General features: G+C 51.9%; 17 protein-coding genes and 1 riboswitch. Of the genes, 14 read left to right on the top strand and 3 right to left on the bottom strand.

Annotated features, from left to right (window positions below; genetic code table 11):
• Positions 1–271: 271 nt before the first annotated feature.
• The 4 genes from NGM66_RS04005 (at position 272) to NGM66_RS03990 (ending at position 5,907) form a co-directional block, all read left to right on the top strand.
• Entirely contained in the window at positions 272–1,648 is a 1,377-nt protein-coding gene (locus NGM66_RS04005; protein WP_258115402.1) for an MFS transporter, read from the top strand.
• On the top strand, positions 1,632–2,465 hold the full coding sequence (locus NGM66_RS04000) for an alpha/beta hydrolase (protein ID WP_258115401.1): 834 nt from the start codon (positions 1,632–1,634) through the stop codon (positions 2,463–2,465). Before NGM66_RS04005 ends, NGM66_RS04000 begins: the two co-directional genes overlap by 17 nt.
• Before the next feature lie 162 nt (positions 2,466–2,627).
• Positions 2,628–3,680 (top strand): alpha/beta hydrolase fold domain-containing protein, encoded by a 1,053-nt coding sequence (locus NGM66_RS03995; protein ID WP_208907387.1) that lies wholly within the window; start codon positions 2,628–2,630, stop codon positions 3,678–3,680.
• 22 nt (positions 3,681–3,702) lie between these two features.
• A complete protein-coding gene (locus NGM66_RS03990) occupies positions 3,703–5,907 on the top strand; it encodes a glycoside hydrolase family 65 protein (RefSeq protein WP_208907388.1) in 2,205 nt (734 codons plus the stop codon).
• A 77-nt stretch (positions 5,908–5,984) separates the two neighbouring features.
• Here the strand turns inward: NGM66_RS03990 and NGM66_RS03985 are convergent, their stop codons facing one another.
• Complete coding sequence (locus tag NGM66_RS03985) at positions 5,985–6,479, bottom strand: hypothetical protein (protein WP_208907389.1); 495 nt, start codon at positions 6,477–6,479, stop codon at positions 5,985–5,987.
• Between the two features lie 225 nt (positions 6,480–6,704).
• Here NGM66_RS03985 and NGM66_RS03980 point away from each other — a divergent pair, with 225 nt between their 5' ends.
• The 6 genes from NGM66_RS03980 (at position 6,705) to NGM66_RS03955 (ending at position 11,192) form a co-directional block, all read left to right on the top strand.
• Positions 6,705–7,841 (top strand): hypothetical protein, encoded by a 1,137-nt coding sequence (locus NGM66_RS03980; RefSeq protein WP_245155280.1) that lies wholly within the window; start codon positions 6,705–6,707, stop codon positions 7,839–7,841.
• 215 nt (positions 7,842–8,056) lie between these two features.
• Entirely contained in the window at positions 8,057–8,887 is an 831-nt protein-coding gene (locus NGM66_RS03975) for a histidine phosphatase family protein (RefSeq protein ID WP_245155281.1), read from the top strand.
• Positions 8,888–8,970: 83 nt separating this feature from the next.
• The gene (locus NGM66_RS03970; RefSeq protein ID WP_208907390.1) at positions 8,971–9,525 is read left to right on the top strand and encodes a DUF2441 domain-containing protein; all 555 of its coding nucleotides are present in this window, start codon (positions 8,971–8,973) and stop codon (positions 9,523–9,525) included.
• A 190-nt stretch (positions 9,526–9,715) separates the two neighbouring features.
• Complete coding sequence (locus NGM66_RS03965) at positions 9,716–10,129, top strand: hypothetical protein (RefSeq protein ID WP_258115400.1); 414 nt, start codon at positions 9,716–9,718, stop codon at positions 10,127–10,129.
• 4 nt (positions 10,130–10,133) lie between these two features.
• On the top strand, positions 10,134–10,628 hold the full coding sequence (locus tag NGM66_RS03960; protein ID WP_208907392.1) for a hypothetical protein: 495 nt from the start codon (positions 10,134–10,136) through the stop codon (positions 10,626–10,628).
• Between the two features lie 69 nt (positions 10,629–10,697).
• Entirely contained in the window at positions 10,698–11,192 is a 495-nt protein-coding gene (locus NGM66_RS03955; protein WP_208907393.1) for a GNAT family N-acetyltransferase, read from the top strand.
• On the opposite strand, the gene NGM66_RS03950 is transcribed toward NGM66_RS03955, so the two are convergent.
• Entirely contained in the window at positions 11,181–11,495 is a 315-nt protein-coding gene (locus NGM66_RS03950) for a DMT family transporter (RefSeq protein ID WP_208907394.1), read from the bottom strand. The two genes, NGM66_RS03955 and NGM66_RS03950, sit on opposite strands and share 12 nt — an antisense overlap.
• 2 nt (positions 11,496–11,497) lie before the next feature.
• A complete protein-coding gene (locus tag NGM66_RS03945) occupies positions 11,498–11,821 on the bottom strand; it encodes a DMT family transporter (RefSeq protein WP_208907395.1) in 324 nt (107 codons plus the stop codon).
• Between the two features lie 58 nt (positions 11,822–11,879).
• A riboswitch (guanidine-I (ykkC/yxkD leader) is annotated at positions 11,880–11,973 on the bottom strand.
• A gap of 158 nt (positions 11,974–12,131) precedes the next feature.
• Between NGM66_RS03945 and NGM66_RS03940 the strand changes: the two genes are divergently transcribed.
• From NGM66_RS03940 to NGM66_RS03925, 4 genes are all read left to right on the top strand, one after another.
• Positions 12,132–13,244, top strand: a complete 1,113-nt coding sequence (locus tag NGM66_RS03940) for a glycerol dehydrogenase (RefSeq protein WP_208907396.1) — start codon at positions 12,132–12,134, stop codon at positions 13,242–13,244.
• Positions 13,245–13,972: 728 nt separating this feature from the next.
• A complete protein-coding gene (scrK, locus tag NGM66_RS03935) occupies positions 13,973–14,848 on the top strand; it encodes a fructokinase ScrK (RefSeq protein ID WP_208907397.1) in 876 nt (291 codons plus the stop codon).
• Positions 14,849–14,867: 19 nt separating this feature from the next.
• On the top strand, positions 14,868–15,869 hold the full coding sequence (locus tag NGM66_RS03930; protein ID WP_208907398.1) for a zinc-dependent alcohol dehydrogenase family protein: 1,002 nt from the start codon (positions 14,868–14,870) through the stop codon (positions 15,867–15,869).
• A 90-nt stretch (positions 15,870–15,959) separates the two neighbouring features.
• Positions 15,960–16,667, top strand: coding sequence for a DUF6198 family protein (locus NGM66_RS03925; RefSeq protein ID WP_245155326.1), 708 nt, complete (start codon positions 15,960–15,962; stop codon positions 16,665–16,667).
• The last annotated feature ends 7 nt before the right edge of the window (positions 16,668–16,674 follow it).

Below are 16,674 nucleotides of genomic sequence, written 5' to 3'. Positions count from 1 at the left end.
ATGCGGGCAATGATCACTTGGTTAAAACTGATAACTAATTAAGCCCCCTAATCACTGCTTTTCTCAAATATCGCGTATGATAGAGTCGATAGTAACGGTTGGTTAGTCAATTTGGGTTAACAAATTCGACTAAAACTAAGAGGAGGTTGGAAAAGGTAAGTTGCCAGTCATAATTTAGGATTTCGCTTGGGATAGTTAATCGTTATGCTATATATGTAAACGGTTACAAGACGCTGATAGTACGGAAAAAGCTTTGGGGGAGGTAAGTATCATGAGTAAAGCTCAGTTATGGAAACAACGAATCTTTTATGGGTCAACCGACCTAGCTGGAAATTTGATTTGGCAAATTGTTGGGCTGTACCTGCTGTTCTACTACACCACGGTCATGGGCATCTCGCCTGCGTTTGTGGGGACTTTGTTCTTCGTGGTCAGAATCATTGATGCCTTTGATGGTGTTGTTTATGGATTTTTGATTGACCACACCCACTCGAAATACGGGAAGGCGCGGCCGTACTTCTTATGGTTCGGGATTCCTTTAGGGATTTTGACCATGTTGCTGTTCTTCAATCCATCATTCGGTGGTAACAAGATCTTTCAGTTAGCTTGGATTTCAATTGTTTATACGTTATTCAGCTTAGTCTATTCTGGGGCTAACACGCCGATTACCGCCATTCTACCAAGCTTGACGAAGGATCCCGATGAACGGACCAACCTGGCGAGTGCACGGATGGTGATGACCAATATCGGGACCGCAATTATCGGGGCGATTTCCTTGCCGATGGTCGCCAAATTAGGTGGTAAGGATGCTGAAAAAGGCTGGATGATTTGGGGGATCTTTATTGGGATTGCCATCATTGTTCTGTTTTTAGGGGCATTTGCCAACTTGCGTGAACAAGACGTTCAGGAGAACCGTGCCGAAGATGCGCCCGAGATTAAAGGCCATCTGTCAATTGGGGAATCTCTGAAAGGCGCGGCTAAGAACAAACCGTGGGTCACCTTGAGCCTGTGTTTCATCCTACTGCAAACGTTCTGGGTGATCCGGATGCAAACGGCGGTTTACTACCTGACCTACGTCTACCGGCGGGCTGATTTAGTTGGGGCCTTCAACGGGTTAGTGATTGTCGCCGTGATTGGGAATATCTCGATTCCATTCCTGAGTAAATTTATGAAGCACCGTAACGTCATGTTGCTGTCGATGGCCGTGTTCGCGGTTGGCGAAATCATCATGGACTTCAAGAGTATTCCGTTCTTGTTTGCCGGCAATATCATTGCGCTGATCGCCATGGGAGCGGCATTCTCCATTTCCTTCGTGATGATTGCGGACACGGTGGAATACGCCCGTTCTGAAATGCACATTGATGAACCCGGGATTCTTTCCTCCGTGCCAATGGTTGGTGCAAAGTTGGGCATGGGCTTTGGTGGTTTAGTTTCCGGCTGGCTGTTGTCTTGGGGTGGCTTCCAAGCCTCCGCTAAGATTCAAGGTGCCAAGGCACTGTTCGCCATTCGGACTAGCTTCGTTTGGCTGCCACTTATCCTGGCGTTGTCAATTCTGGTCATTCTGTTCTTCTTCTACCAATTGGATGAAGACGAGATTACTTCCGCTAAGGCCGTCAATACGGAAGCGTTAGACGATGATGAAGATATTTAAGTTAACGGTCGGCCAACCGGATTTCCCGGTGACCGTCACCGTCTATCAACCGGCCGCCATCGCTGATTTTAACCAGTCGCCGCGGTGGCCACTGGTGATTCTCCTACCGGGTGGCGGTTACCGGTTCTACAGTGACCGCGAAAAGGAAGTCGTGGCCCTGCAGTATTTAGCGGCAGGGTATGCGGTCGCAATCGTGGCTTACCGCCTGGTTGATCAGCCACCGGTCTATCCGGCAGCGCTGTATCAATTGACCCACGTGGTCGCGGAATTTCATCAGCACGCCACGACTTACGCGATTGATGCCCACCGAATCTTGCTAGTTGGTTTTTCAGCCGGCGGGCACCTGGCCGCATTGTACGCGGATCTGTGGCCGCAACTGGCCCAAACGTGTCGGTTGCCTAGTGCGGACTGCGCCGTCCAAGCGCTGGTATTGGCCTATCCTGTGATTGGTCTACGCCTTGGTTGGCCGCCAGACTTGATGACGCGCCAAGCCATCAGCGGGACGTGGGACCTCACCGAAGCGGATCAGCTGGTCACGAGCCAGAATCCGCCGACGTTCATTTGGACCACGGCGACTGACGAATTGGTCCCGCCGCAAAATGCGCAGGCCTACGTTCAGGCCTTACAGCACGCGGGCGTGCCGGTGGCGGCGCACCTGTATCCGCACGGGCCACACGCGTTGAGCCTGGCCCGATTCATTACGGCGTTTCCGGCCGGTGCCACGCAGGAGGCCACGTTCGGTGACCGCTACGTCGAGCCGGCAGTGGCGACCTGGTTTGCGACGCAATTGGCCTGGCTGCACCGGGTGTTGGGTTAACGGATAGGCAAGTCATTTGCGACGGTTTACATCAGTGAAATTCGGTGGTAAAACGTAGCCAAGAGCCCTGACGAATGGGGATTTACCAGGCATCACCGACTGCGTTAACGCATAATAAAAATCATTTCGGAGTAAAGCAGTTCATGAAAAGGGGTAGTCAAAATGTTGAATGATACGACAACCAAGCAGTCTTTGGGGTACAACGATGAGTTGCGACGACTGCAGAACATGCACGTGTCGAGCGTGGAAGATGGCGTGACCAGCTGGATCAAGGAGCGAGACCCCATTCACACGTTTGAGCCGTTGGTTTGGGAAACTGTGGCTGAAATCGAAGAGAATCCGCAACTGCCAACAGATTTATTCAGTTTGCGGCAAGGGACGGAAACTTCGGGGCAACGGGACCTGACGAACGTGGAAATGAAAGTCGAAATGCAGCAGATTGTGTCCATGAACCGGCGGGTACGGGTGATTCGCATCGCGCGGATGGACCGGTTGACGGCGGACAAGGCGCTGATTTATTTCCACGGCGGCGCTTACTATGGCGGGACGCCTGAAGATGTGTTGCTGGCCTTGAAGTTCGTGGCCGAACAAGCCAACTGTGTGGTGTACAACGTGGATTACGCGTTGGCGCCTGAACAAGCTTACCCAGCCGGCATTCTCGATGGGTTAGCCGTGGTTGCGGCCATGACCAAGTCCTATTCGGAGATTTCCTTAGGCGGCGACTCGGCTGGTGGGTCGATTGCCTTGGCCGTTAGCCAATTGTGCAAGTCCATGGGTATTTGTACGATTGCCAGTCACCTGCTGTTCTACCCGACCTTGATTCAGGGGTCCGACCTCAACGGACCGCTGTGGGATGACCGCAGTATTCCGATTATTGACGATCAGCGAGACGCGCTGCACCGCAGCTACCAGTTATTTGAACAGTTAGACACGATTATGAGTGGGTATTACGTGGCGGATCAGTCGCTAGACTTGACGGCGCCGCTGCTCTCACCACTGCTGGCGGACCCAAGTATTTTCCACAAGGTCACGGTGTTGGTCGGCGAGTACGATCCGTTCCGGCTACAAGATGAAGCCTTTATCAAGAAGGTCGGCCAGGCCAACGACGACGCGACTTACTTCCGCTATGGCGGCATCAGCCACGCCTTCCTGAACTTCACGGGAAACGTACCAGCGGTGGAAGACGCCTTAGCGACGGCTGCACGATTGATTTAAGAGTTATTGGGGGGAGATTATTTTGACTTTACGCGACTACCATTTAACGTTACGCGACGTAGCAGATCACCAACCGGAATACCTGGAAACGGTGTTCTCGCTAGCCAATGGGCATTTCGGCGTCCGCGCCAATGACCCGATCACGGGCAATCCCATTACGGGGACGCTCATCAATGGGTTCTACGAAACGTCGCCCATCACGTACGGGGAAGCCGGTATCGGCTACGCCACCCAGAACCAAACGATTCTAAATTTACCTGACCTGCGCCACATTCACGTGGCTACGGCGACGGGCCATGACTTCACGACCAGTGAGCGGACCGGTGCTGACCTGGATTTGTCGACCGGTGCGTTGGTGGAACATTACACGTTAAAAACCTTGCAAGGCGAAACGATTACGTTGACGATGAAGTCAGCCATTGGCCAGACGCAAACGGAATTCTGGGCCGCCAGTTACCAGTTCACGGCGGACAACTACTCGGGGGGATTGGTCGTCAGCAAGGCCATCGCAGTACCAGCGGAAGCAGAAGCGATTGCGTCTGCCGACCCACGGAAGACGCGGATGGCGGGCTTACCGTTGTGTGAGACCAAATTTGTCAGTCACAATCTGCAGCGCTATCACGTGAAGACCCGGCAGACGAAGCAGACCGTGACGATTTACCTGGGGAGTCTCACCGAGGGGAGTAGCCTGTTGCGGCAGGCAATCGACCTGAGTGACGACAGCGACCACACCCTGAGCTACGAGGTCTATGTGGGCAAGATGGGCCAGCAAAACACCATTGACCCGGCCGCACCGTTCATGGCCAATTCCTTGTCGGCGTTGTTGGCGGACAGTCGCGACTTCTGGCAGGACGTCTGGAATCGCAGTGAAGTCACGGTTGGCGGCAATGATGAGCTGGACTTAGCGATTCACTATAATCTGTTCCAACTGAATCAAGCTGCCGGTCGAGATGGGCGCACCAACATTGCGGCCAAGGGCCTGAGCGGGTCGGGCTACGAAGGCCACTACTTCTGGGACACGGAAATGTACATGCTGCCGTACTTCATTTACACGAATCAAAAGATGGCCCGGCAACTCCTGTTGTACCGCTATCAAACGCTGCCCAAGGCACGGCAACGGGCCCGGGCACTGGGCGTTTCGCAAGGCGCGCTCTTTGCTTGGCGGACCATCAACGGGGAAGAGGCCTCGGCCTACTTCCCAGCAGGGACCGCGCAGTACCACATCGACGCAGACATTGCCTACGCTGTGGGCAAGTACTACGAGATTACCCGTGACATTGACTTCATTGAACAATGTGGCTTTGAAATGGTCTTGGAAACGGCGCATTTCTGGGAAGCGTTCGGCTCCTGGCATCAGGTGGGAACGCAGAACCGGTTTGAATTTCACACGGTGACTGGCCCTGACGAGTATACGGCGCTGGTCAATAACAACTACTACACGAATCGGTTAGCCAAGCATAATTTTGAACTCGTTACTTATTTGGCACATGAAATCTTGAAGGATGATCCGAATGGCTTGAAAAAATTTGGCATTGGCCTATCTGATCTGGACGTCTTCGACAACTTGGCCCAGCACGTTTACCTGCCGTACAGCCAAGAACTGCGGATCAACGAGCAGGATGACAGCTTCTTGAGCAAGCCGCGGTGGCCAGTTGACCGCTCGACGCCAGAGAACTTCCCGCTGTTACTGCACTACCACCCGCTGACGATTTACCGGTACCAAATTGCCAAGCAAGCCGACACGTTGCTGGCGGACTACCTGTTCCCAGAGGACCTGTCCGTGTCGCAGTTAAAGCGGGAATACCACTACTATGAAGGCGTCACGACCCATGATTCCTCGTTGTCGCGGTCGATCTTCAGCATTTTGGCCGCACGGATGGGGGACCCAGAAAAGGCCTACCACTACTTCATGGATACGGCGCAAATGGACCTGGTGAACCTGCAGAAGAACACGGCGGATGGCTTACATTTGGCCAATCTCGGTGGCAGTTGGTTGGCACTGGTGGCCGGCTTCTCGGGCTTCTACGTCCAAAATGAAGTCGTTCACTTCGCCAATCATTTGCCGAAGGAACTCACCCGCTTGACTTACCGCATGAAGATTGCGGAAAGCGTTTTGGAAATTGAACTGACGGCGACGACCACCAACGTCACGGTCATCAGCGGCCCCATCCCAACGTATGGGGTCAGCGTGAATGGTCATCTGATCTCGCTGGAAAAGGTCGTTTAGGGGATACGCAAGTAGAATAGAAATGAAAAGCAGCTGCTCCAGCGAGGTTGTCGTTGGGGTGGCTGCTTTTGGGTGGTCTATTTGACGCGGTAATAATAGCGAATGGCGTGTTGCGTTGGGTGCTTGGGGTTAAAAGTGGGGTAGTAATTACGCAGTGCAGTCCGATTGTGGTGCTTGACCTTCTTGAGTAAGTATTCATCGTTACTTTGGCTCAGACCAACGGACCAGTACCCCTTGGCATTCTTGTGGTTACTGGCCATGAGGCTAGGAATGCCCAAACCTTTGGTGATTTTATTGCCACGGGCTGTATAGGAAGTAGCCGCACTCTTGTGACCGTTCTTATGGTAATTGGTGACGGTCAGCGTGTACTTCGTGATTCTCAGACGGCGCTTAAAATGGTTGGTCGAGTTACGGGCTAACCAAGTTCCGCGAATCGACTTGGGCGTGGTTACGTAGTCATGGTGCGCGGCCGCGGCTGGTGTGGCGGGAGCAATGGTCCCGATCGTGATGAGGGTGAGGCCTATAGTTCCCATAGCTAGCAGGATTAGCAATGTAGATTTGAGCAATTTCATGGTGACGCCTCCTCAGATGATAGGCCAAGTATACCATAGGAAACGAAATTCTCGGGAAATTAAAAAGAGGATTGACCATTGGAACTAAGATTGTGTACGGGGGTTAAGGCACATTGTTTTGCAATGACGCGTTTGCTGAAAATGATGGTGTGAACTGCCTTTGTCACCTGGTCATATTGTATGAGGTGAGCTAGTAATCTAAACCACGTATGGTATACTAATTTCATGAAAAATCGGGCAGTAATCCCAGAAGATGGCCTGCCTGAGATTGGAGACCAACGCTTCATGAATGACGTTATCGACTACTTCCAGTCCATTAAGATTCGGGGGATGGGCTGGATTTTATTAGGTTGCTTATATTTATTCGCCAACCAACCCCTCCTGATCATCGTCTACCTCTACATCGCGGTGGTGATGGTCTTACGCACCTGGCTGGCCCGCTTCCCCCATTTAGCTAAAATTGGCCTGACGGTGGTGTACGCGCTTTTGATGGCGATTCAGATTGTCTTCGTGTCGGTCGGCGTCTTTCCGTTGCGGGGCACCTTTCCCGCTTATCTGCTAGCCAAACTCGTTGGCGTAATGCTGGTCGTACTCCCGCTGTGGGTGGAACGCTTCGTGACGACCAATGACCAAACGGCGTTTTACCTGCCAACAGTAGAGGAAGCGACCGCGGTCAGCTTCGATGAGTTGCGGCAAAGCGCCGACAAGCTCAGTGACCTCCTCAACACTGCCGCTGAGGCCAAGGACAAGGTGTCCGTTGACCACGTGAAGACGATCATTGAAGATTTGCCGCGGCACAGTGCCGTGCATTACATCAACCACGGGACCCTGACGCCGGCGTACTTTGAGGCGGTAGAGGCCACGATGGCAGATTCACGACTTTACTTAGCTGTGTCCAATACTGGGAGTGCGGCCAGTGAGATGATCTCGGTTTTTACGCGCAAACAGTTTAATCACGTGTCACTGGCATTTGACCGGGAATTGGCGACGATTATCAGCTACAACGGGGGCGATAACGTCTACCCACCGGGGATGAATGCCAAGACGCTGGCGTTCTTCCATCAAAAGGCGGGGGCCTCGATTCTGGTTTACAGTTTACCAGTGACGGCTGCGCAAAAGCACTTTGTGGCCGATAAGATTGCCGAAATCAATCGCGAAGGCAGTGCGTATAACATGGTTGGGCTGGTGTCCAAGCACTCTGCGAAACCCAACATCATGTTCTGCTCGCAGTTCGTCTACACGATGCTCAAGCAGGCCGGCGTGGCCTATTTCGACATGAAGCCCGGAGAGGTCCGGCCGACGGATTTGATTGAACAGGATTATTATAAAAAATTGAAATTTGAATATGAATTAAAATTTTAATCGGAGTCAATGAGGTGTGTCGCCAACAGTCAGTTGGTTACACACTTTTTTTGGCGGCTTGTAAGCGTGACGGGTCATAAAATAAGCGTTGTGCTCCGCAGAACTTTATGATAAATTTATATCTGTAAGCGCTTGCTAAAACGTTTAACCTATCTGGATAAACCGGCAATTTTAGTGTGTGTCTTATAATTTTATACATATTACGGAGGAGATTCATGATGAAGTTCGGTAAGCAAGTTCTGAGTGTCTTAGCAGTTACAGCGGGGGCCGTTGCCATGATTGGTGGCACCACCACTGCCCAAGCCAAGAAGAAGACCACGACTAAGCCTGTGACCATTTACTTGACCCGCCACGGGGAAACGACTGGGAACGTGATGGGCCGGGTCCAAGGTTGGAGCGACTTCCCATTGACTAAGAACGGGACCAAGGTCGCTAACGATCTCGGCCGCGGGTTAAAGGGCAAGAAGTTTGTTGCTGCCTACGCTGGGAACTTGACGCGCCAACAAGTCACGGCTAAGCATGCCCTGAAGTATTCTGGCAACAAGAAGGTCAAAGTCAACGTTTCCAAGTACCTGCGTGAAGGCGGCTACGGGAGCTTTGAAGGTGACAGTATTGCTACTGACAACGCCTTGATCGCCGGCGTTTACGGCTTCAAAAATGGTGACGAGATGATGGCTAAGCAAGGTAAGAACTACTGGACCAAGCTCCAAGACGCTTACTACAAGCTGGACAAGCAGAACAGTCAAAAGACCAAGTTGGTCAAGGCTGACCGTGCTGAAAGTTCCAAGCAAGTTGAAAAGCGGATGGCCAAGGAAATGAAGACCATTGCCAAGGCAACCAAGAAGCGTGGCGGCGGTAACGTGCTGGTCGTCAGTTCTGGGATGTCCATCAACGAATACCTGTCAACCGTTACCAAGAAGTACAAAGGGACACCGCTGAAGAACGTTTCTGTTACCAAGCTGGTTTACAAGAACGGCAAGATTAGTGTTTCCGGAAACATTGGCTCCATGTACTATGCTAACAAGGGTGCCAAGCTCGCCAAATAAATAGTGTCGTCGAAGCGCGTGGCCGGAATTGCCGCGCGTTTTTGCGTATAATGAAATTAATTATGCAAGCGAGGTGAGGCATCATGCCAGTCTTCTACCACTTAGTCACGCGTCAAGCCGTCCACGAACGGCAGGTCTTTGACTTCTCAGACGGTCGGACCAACGCACAAGCCAGAGTCATCTTGGGCCGCGGGGAACAGCTTCCATGGGACCAAATTTTAAAAACGCCACGGTTGGCGCTGACACCGACGCAGACCACGCAATTGCGCGGCGACCGGGACCGCCAAGTCCATGCGTTGCGAGAAACCGTGCTGGAATTGGTCCGGTTGCGTGATCACCCCGACTACCCCTCACGGTTGGCCTGCTTATTTGCGGCGCGGACCTATGATCACGCGTTGGCGTGGCGCGAGTTGTTTGAAAGAGAGGGCCGTCACGTTCTCCAAATGGTCCAGGTCACGACGACTGGTCCCGTATTCGCGGGGGATGCCAGGCTGTTGCCGGCCACGGATGGGTCCGCGGTGAGTGTCAAATTGGCTCAGGCCAAGCGCTACTGGGACACGCCAGCTGCCAAGGATCAGTTGAGTGAGGTATTGCTAGGTGGCCGCAGCGTGGTGACGCGAGTCGTGCGGACGTTTTAAGATAAAGGAATTTGTGGGTCGGTTTATACCGGCCTTTTATATTGCTTATTAATCTCGTATATAGCTGAAATATAATAAAATTTATGGAGTGAAAGTGCTTGCCAATCACGTCTCAGTCACTTAAGATAGTAAACATCAAGAGTGATTGCAGAGGGGCATTGAGAGGAGCTGGCGACAGTTGAGACGAGTGATGGGGTTAGTCTTTTTGGTAGCACTATGGGGTGGCGTCGGGCTGACGACTCCCGCACAAGCGGCAACGTGGCATCACGGGACGCCGAAGCAGCTGCGCGGCATGTATCAGTCAACGACGCCGCTGGGGAAGCATTCAGCGGCGGGATTTGCGCCGGTGGTCACGGTCAGAGCGAAGACGTTTAGCCTGAGTATTTCCAACAATCCAGAAAGCTTAGTGAAGCATCTCAAATATCAATACGTGCATGGCCATTACCAATTTAAGGGCACACTACAGCACATTGGTTTTGTGAAGGGCGGCAAGGTAACGTTTGGCTTAAAGAAGAAGGGGCACAGCCTGTATTTTGTCCAAAAGCGTAGCAACACTTTTGCCATGCCGGATCGGTTTAAGCAAACGACGCACGTGAAAGGATAGGCGAATGAAACGGTCGATTTGGTTACTCGTATTGTTGGCTGCTCTTGGTGGTGGTCTGAACACGACACAACCCGCATTAGCCCAAGGAAAGCAGACGTTACGACGGTTTCCTAAGCGGTTTCGCGGGACTTGGTACACCTACAGTGGTGGTCATTATTACTGGATGAAGATAACAGCGACTAAGATGCGGGTTAGTCACTGGACTTACAACCTGCATGCAAGACCGATAACTGCAGGAGGCGACCCCCGGTCCAAACGGCATCAACACTGGATTATTGCAACGGCTGGTAAGAAGTGGCTGTGGACATACGGTTGGAACCAAGGCGCCGGTGCCGGCAGTTACTACAGCGAACGGCATCATCGAATTCATGGTAAGAGCTATGACACATTGCAAATGGCCAGTGGTGCGGGTGCTTGGGTTGACGGCTATGGGTATCGTAGTAAATCTGCGGCGAAACGGTTTGCTAATAAACGATTCGGTGACGAAAATTATCGTTAATGAAGTTCCACTTACTGGCGGTTGGACGCGGTGTATACTGGGTACAGATAACCTTTAGGAGGAGTACCCATGACCATCACTATTAATCCCGCACAGTCCCAAGATCTGGCCCAAATTATGACCATTGAAAAAGCTGGCTTCACCCCCGCCGAAGCGGCGACCGAAGCCAGCATGGCCGAACGGATTCGGCTGATTTCAGACACTTTCTTAGTTGCTAAAGATAGCGACACAATATTGGGTTATATCGTTGGCCCAGCGTTTGATCAGCGCTATTTGACTGACGAACTGTTCGCGCAATCGACCCCCAATAGGCCGACCGATCCGTACCAAACGGTCTTGAGTCTGGCCGTTAGTCCCCAGCACCAACAAGCGGGACTAGGTAGCCAACTCCTGACAGCCTTGGCCCAAGTCGCCCGCCGGCAACACCGACAAGCCATTACGCTGACCTGCCTGCAGCGGTTGGTCCCATTTTACGAGCGCAACGGATACGTCAACGAAGGCGTTTCCGCTTCAGCCCACGCAGGTGAGACCTGGTACAACTTGGTGTTGCCATTAGCTGATTAGCTTAAGGCCCATGGTAGCTCCCAAAATCACGACGACCCACAGGAGCTTGCGCCAGTCCTTGGATTCATGGGAGAACAGCATGCCAGTGATCACACCGCCAGCGGCACCGATTCCGGTCCAGACGGCATAGGCAGTGCCCATGGGCAAGGTCTTGAGTGCCAATTCAAGCGCGCCGAAGCTCAGACTGAAGGTCACCACCATCAGGAACCAGAGCCACCATTTCTTAGCATGCAAGGCCCAGTTCATGAAGGTGACGCCCAGCATTTCGTTGAGACCAGCAAAGATTAAGAATAACCAAGCCATGATCAGTGACCACCTTTCGTTGTGAATTGTAAGCCGCCGATGCCGACCAGCAAGAGCGCAATCAGTCCAATTTTAAGCAGACTGACGGGTTCACCAAAGGCCAGCATACCCACACTGGTAGTTCCTAGTGTGCCGAGCCCGACGAAGACGGCGTAGGCTGTGCCGGCGGGGATGTGCCGACTGGCTCGAATCAGAAAATAAAAACTTAAATAAACGGCGATTCCCGTCAGTAACCATTCCCACGGGGTCGAGGCGTGCTTAAAGCCCACGACCCAGCTGACTTCAAAGACCGCGCCGAAAACAACGGTCATCCAATGTTGCCACATAGAAAATCCTCCTTAATCTACAGAAAAAGCCTGAGAAATTTCGTCAGTAATTGACAAAATCTCCCAGGCTTTTTCCCTTCCGTGTCTGCGGCTCAAGCCACAGGTTCTCTCTCGGACCAGACCCAATTGGCGGAACCCTAGAGAACAAAAGTATTCAGTTTGCTTCAGTAGCGCTAGTCTATCACATCTCAGAATTTGGGGCAAGGGGCTTGGAAAACGTTTGATGTTAACCGTTTTCATCTTTATAATGGAGGTGTTGTGAATAACATCACACGTAAGCTATCATAAATACAGTTAGGAGCGATTTTTAATGACACAGATGTTTGGGAGTCCCGCTTCATATGTACAAGGCAAAGGTGTTTTGTTTGATAGTGTCCAATACTTAGAAAAACTGGGGCGCAAACCGATTTTGATGGCTGATACCGCTGTCTACAAAATCGTGGGTGACCAGTTCAAAGATTACTTAACAGAAAATAAATTTGATGTGCACAAGGTCATTTTCCGGGGTGAAGCTTCTCCAGAAGAAATTGATCGCATCACGGGCATTGGCAGCGACTTTGGCGCCGACGTGGTGATTGGTTTAGGTGGCGGGAAGGCACTGGATTCCGCCAAGGCGATTGCCGACAACCTGAAAGTTCCTGTTGCTATTCTGCCATCATTGGCCTCGACTGATGCGCCGTGCTCACGGCTGTCCGTCATTTACCATGAAGACGGGTCCTTCAAGGCTTACCGGTTCTACGACAAGAACCCTGACTTAGTATTGATCGATACCCGTTTGGTTGCCGGAGCACCAGCGCGCCTGTTGGCTTCTGGGATTGCGGATGCTTTAGCCACTAACGTTGAAGCCCAAGCCGTAGCCAAAGGGAACAGCGATAACATGCTGGGGGCCAAGCAGACCTTGGTCGGCAACGCGATTGCCCAAAAATGTGAAGATACCCTGTTCAAGTATGGTCGGCTAGCGGTCGCATCCGTTAAGCAACACGCCGTTACCAACGCGTTGAACAAGATCGTTGAAGCCAACACCTTGATGAGTGGGGTCGGCTTTGAAAGTGGTGGCCTGTCCGCAGCTCATGCCATTCACGATGGCTTGACCGCGTTGGACGGTCCTATTCACGAACTGACCCACGGGGAAAAGGTGGCTTACGGGACTTTGACCCAACTCTTCTTGGAAGGCCGGTCTGAAGAAGAATTCGACCGGTACTTGGCCTTTGACTTGTCATTAGGCCTGCCAACGACCTTAGCTGACTTGAAGATTCCAAATGTTACCGATGAAGAACTCCTGAAGGTCGGTGAACAAGCCACGGCACCAGCAGACACTATGAGCCGGATGCCGTTTGAAGTCACCCCAGACGACGTCGCCCAAGCGATGCGCGGGGTCGATGCTTATAGTCGGGCTTATCAAGCAAGAAAGAGTGTAGAGTAGGGCGGTTAGCTGGCGAGCATTAACGGCATTAAGGGAATAACCCCGGGTTTGGGTTATTTGCTTAATGGTGTTAAGCGGAACCAGTTGCCCTACGGCGCACGTTTCGAAGGCTGCCAGTTTTCGGATGAACTGGCCAAAAGCCGTAGCTAAAGGACTTCCCCGGGTCTTTGGGGGAGTTTTTTAGCTGGGTTAAGCGCAGGAGTCTGGCTAGTGGCGCACGTTTCGGCGGCCGCCAGTTTCCGGATATATTGGCGAGAGTGGCCAGAACGCCCTGAGACAACCGCGTATTTTAGCCGGGGTTATTTGCTTAATGGTGTTAAGCGGAACCAGCTGCCCTACGGCGCACGTTTCGAAGGCTGCCAGTTTCCGGATGAACTGAGTGAAATCAGCCACTCAAACAAACTGAATCGGTACCATCCAAGGCGTCCCGCCAATTAACGGGGCGCTTTTATTAGTTGAAATAAAATGAAAGCGCTATCATAAATCGAACAATTACGCTGATTTTGTTGAATAAGTGACTAATTTCACGATAAATACAATCGTTTGTATTTCGATAATCATGCGATTTCGGCGCGTTTTCTGAAAATTTTCGTGACAAAAATACCTTAAAAATCCGTAGTGAGCTTGCTATACTGAAAACGATTTAAAAATGACTGTATCAGTCATCATAACTTAGATAAAAGGTGCCGCGGGTCACGGCCCCCGGCGTAAATGTGGAGGTAGCAAATATGCAACTCGGAAGTATTGAAGCTGGGGGAACCAAGTTTGTTTGTGCAATCGGTAACGAAGATTATCAGACTAAGGACAAGGTTCGGATTCCCACCACAACTCCGGAAGAAACCTTAAGCAAGACCATCGCGTACTTTAAACAGTTCCCGGAGCTAAAGGCGATTGCCATTTCATCATTTGGCCCGATCGAACTGCGACGGAACTCACCGAAGTACGGCTATATCACCAACACGCCAAAGCCTGGCTGGGCCAACACGGATTTCGTGGGTCGGCTAAAGCAGGAGTTGGACGTGCCGATGTACTGGACGTCTGACGTGAACGGCTCTGCCTATGGTGAGTACGTGATGTCCACGCTGTTCAACGAAAATATCGACTCGTTAGTTTACTTCACGATTGGGACCGGCGTGGGGGCCGGCGCTATCATTAACGGGCATTTCGTGGGTAGTCTGGGCCACCCTGAAATGGGGCACGTTCGCTTGAAGCGGCATCCCGACGACTTAAATTTCGCGGGAATCTGCCCATTTCATGGGGATTGCTTGGAAGGCTTGGTCAGCGGACCAACGTTCGACGCGCGGCTGGGGAAACCCGGTAAGGACGTTCCGTTGACCGACCACGTCTGGGACATCATGGCTTACTACGTTGCCCAAGCAGCCTTGCAAGTCACATTGATGATGCGGCCTGACAAGATCGTCTTTGGTGGCGGCGTTGTCAGTGAAGCCTTCTTGAAAAAGGTCCGGCACGAATTTGCTGAGTTATTGAATGATTATGTCAACGTCGGCAAGCTTACGGATTACATCGTGATGCCTGCCGTCAAGGACAATGGTTCAGCCACGCTGGGTGATTTTGCCTTAGCGCTTAACGAGTACAACAAGTAAGAGAGGAAGAATTTTAATTATGAAAGCCTTAGTTTTAACTGGAACCAAAAAGATGGAGATCCAAGACGTTGCCAAGCCAGAAGTTAAGCCCAACGAAGTGTTGGTCAACACCGCTTACGCTGGTATTTGTGGGACTGACCGGGCCCTTTACGCCGGCCTTCCTGGCTCCGCAGACGCTGTGCCACCAATCGTGTTAGGCCATGAAAACTCCGGGATCGTTGCCGCTATCGGTAGTGACGTGACCAACGTGAAAGTCGGCGACCGCGTAACCGTTGACCCTAATATCTACTGTGGCCAATGTGAATACTGCCGGACCGACCGCCCAGAACTGTGTGACAACCTGTCCGCCGTTGGGGTTACCCGCGATGGTGGCTTGGAAGAATCCTTCACGGCACCTTCATCCGTCGTATACCCAATTCCTGACAACGTGTCTTTGAAGGCCGCTGCCACGACTGAACCCATCTCCTGCGCGGTTCACGGCATGAGCTTACTGAGCGTTAAGCCTTACCAAAAGGCATTGGTCATCGGCGATGGTTTCATGGGGCAATTATTCGTGCAATTATTACAAGCTTACGGCGTTCACCAAGTTGATTTTGCCGGCATCGTTGACGAAAAGCTGGCCTTCAACAAGGAAAAGTTTGGCGTTACCAACACTTACAACACCACGCGTGACAGCATTCCTGCCGACTACGACGTTGTGATCGAAGCCGTTGGGTTGCCACAAACCCAAGAACAAGCCGTTGAAGCTACCAAGAAGGGTGCCCAAGTCCTGATGTTTGGTGTGGGTAAGCCTAACCAAACCTTCTCCATGAACACGTACGAAGTTTACCAAAAGCAATTGAAGATCCAAGGGGCCTTCATCAACCCATATGCCTTCGAAGATGGGATTGCCCTGTTATCCAGTGGCCAATTGGATGTTGAATCCTTGATCAGCCACGAAGTTAGTTTGGAACAAGTTGAGGATGTCTTAAACGGCAAGGTTGCTGGCGTCAGCAAGGCCGTCGTTAAAGTCAGTGACTAGTAAAGGTAAGGGATTATTGTGAAAGTTGAAGCAGCAAGCGATTTGAATACGGGTGCCGACGTTACGGTAAGTAACCAGCGGACGATTTCCATGTCCAAGGCGATTGCCTACTTCGCACTGTCACTGGTCATCAACTCGGCCGGTAACGTGTTGACGTTGGTCACGAGCGCTAAGATTCACCCGTCCTTCCTGGGGGCGGCCTACTGGTCCGCAGCCGAAGCCAACCTGGGAACGGCCTTCCATTGGAACCTATTCTGGGCGTTTCTAATCATGGGATTCTTGACGGCGGTGCTAAACGCTATCTTGATTCACCACTGGGATTGGAAACGGATTGCCGGAAACATGGTCTTCATGGTGCCATTCTCCGCGTTGATTCAAGTGTTTGAGGACTTCTTTGATGGCAAATATCCGGCGTTGTTCGCCGGGCTACCGGAAGCGCGCGGCACGGGGATGGTCATCCTCTACGTTGCCTTGAACTTCTTGGGCGTTGCGTTTATCGCGGTGGCCATTTCCATCTACCAACGGGTCAACCTGGTGTTGCACCCCGCGGATGACTTGATGCAGATCCTGCGTTTCCGCTACTTTAAAGGCCAAGCTTCCAAAGCGATGTGGGCGTCATACATTCCACCGACCATCATGGCGATTATTGCCTTGGTCATCACGCGGCAATTCACCAACTTTGGATTGGGAACGGTCTTTGCCTTCCTGGCCCAAGGTGGAATTACCGGGATCGCTGACAAAGTGATCTTCCCGAAGCTGAAGCACCAAGCCGTTGATGTTGGTCAAAAGATTGAATAGGAGCTAA

Origin of the sequence: Levilactobacillus yiduensis (assembly GCF_024718525.1) — a bacterium.
Taxonomy (GTDB): domain Bacteria; phylum Bacillota; class Bacilli; order Lactobacillales; family Lactobacillaceae; genus Levilactobacillus; species Levilactobacillus yiduensis.
This window is presented reverse-complemented; position numbering and strand designations above follow the sequence as displayed.

Coding starts and splice junctions, on each gene's coding strand:
- NGM66_RS04005 (WP_258115402.1), top strand. CDS start 272: ATGAGTAAAGCTCAGTTATGGAAACAACGAATCTTTTATGGGTCAACC.
- NGM66_RS04000 (WP_258115401.1), top strand. CDS start 1,632: ATGATGAAGATATTTAAGTTAACGGTCGGCCAACCGGATTTCCCGGTG.
- NGM66_RS03995 (WP_208907387.1), top strand. CDS start 2,628: ATGTTGAATGATACGACAACCAAGCAGTCTTTGGGGTACAACGATGAG.
- NGM66_RS03985 (WP_208907389.1), bottom strand. CDS start 6,479: ATGAAATTGCTCAAATCTACATTGCTAATCCTGCTAGCTATGGGAACT.
- NGM66_RS03980 (WP_245155280.1), top strand. CDS start 6,705: ATGAAAAATCGGGCAGTAATCCCAGAAGATGGCCTGCCTGAGATTGGA.
- NGM66_RS03975 (WP_245155281.1), top strand. CDS start 8,057: ATGATGAAGTTCGGTAAGCAAGTTCTGAGTGTCTTAGCAGTTACAGCG.
- NGM66_RS03970 (WP_208907390.1), top strand. CDS start 8,971: ATGCCAGTCTTCTACCACTTAGTCACGCGTCAAGCCGTCCACGAACGG.
- NGM66_RS03965 (WP_258115400.1), top strand. CDS start 9,716: ATGGGGTTAGTCTTTTTGGTAGCACTATGGGGTGGCGTCGGGCTGACG.
- NGM66_RS03960 (WP_208907392.1), top strand. CDS start 10,134: ATGAAACGGTCGATTTGGTTACTCGTATTGTTGGCTGCTCTTGGTGGT.
- NGM66_RS03955 (WP_208907393.1), top strand. CDS start 10,698: ATGACCATCACTATTAATCCCGCACAGTCCCAAGATCTGGCCCAAATT.
- NGM66_RS03950 (WP_208907394.1), bottom strand. CDS start 11,495: ATGGCTTGGTTATTCTTAATCTTTGCTGGTCTCAACGAAATGCTGGGC.
- NGM66_RS03945 (WP_208907395.1), bottom strand. CDS start 11,821: ATGTGGCAACATTGGATGACCGTTGTTTTCGGCGCGGTCTTTGAAGTC.
- NGM66_RS03940 (WP_208907396.1), top strand. CDS start 12,132: ATGACACAGATGTTTGGGAGTCCCGCTTCATATGTACAAGGCAAAGGT.
- scrK (WP_208907397.1), top strand. CDS start 13,973: ATGCAACTCGGAAGTATTGAAGCTGGGGGAACCAAGTTTGTTTGTGCA.
- NGM66_RS03930 (WP_208907398.1), top strand. CDS start 14,868: ATGAAAGCCTTAGTTTTAACTGGAACCAAAAAGATGGAGATCCAAGAC.
- NGM66_RS03925 (WP_245155326.1), top strand. CDS start 15,960: ATGTCCAAGGCGATTGCCTACTTCGCACTGTCACTGGTCATCAACTCG.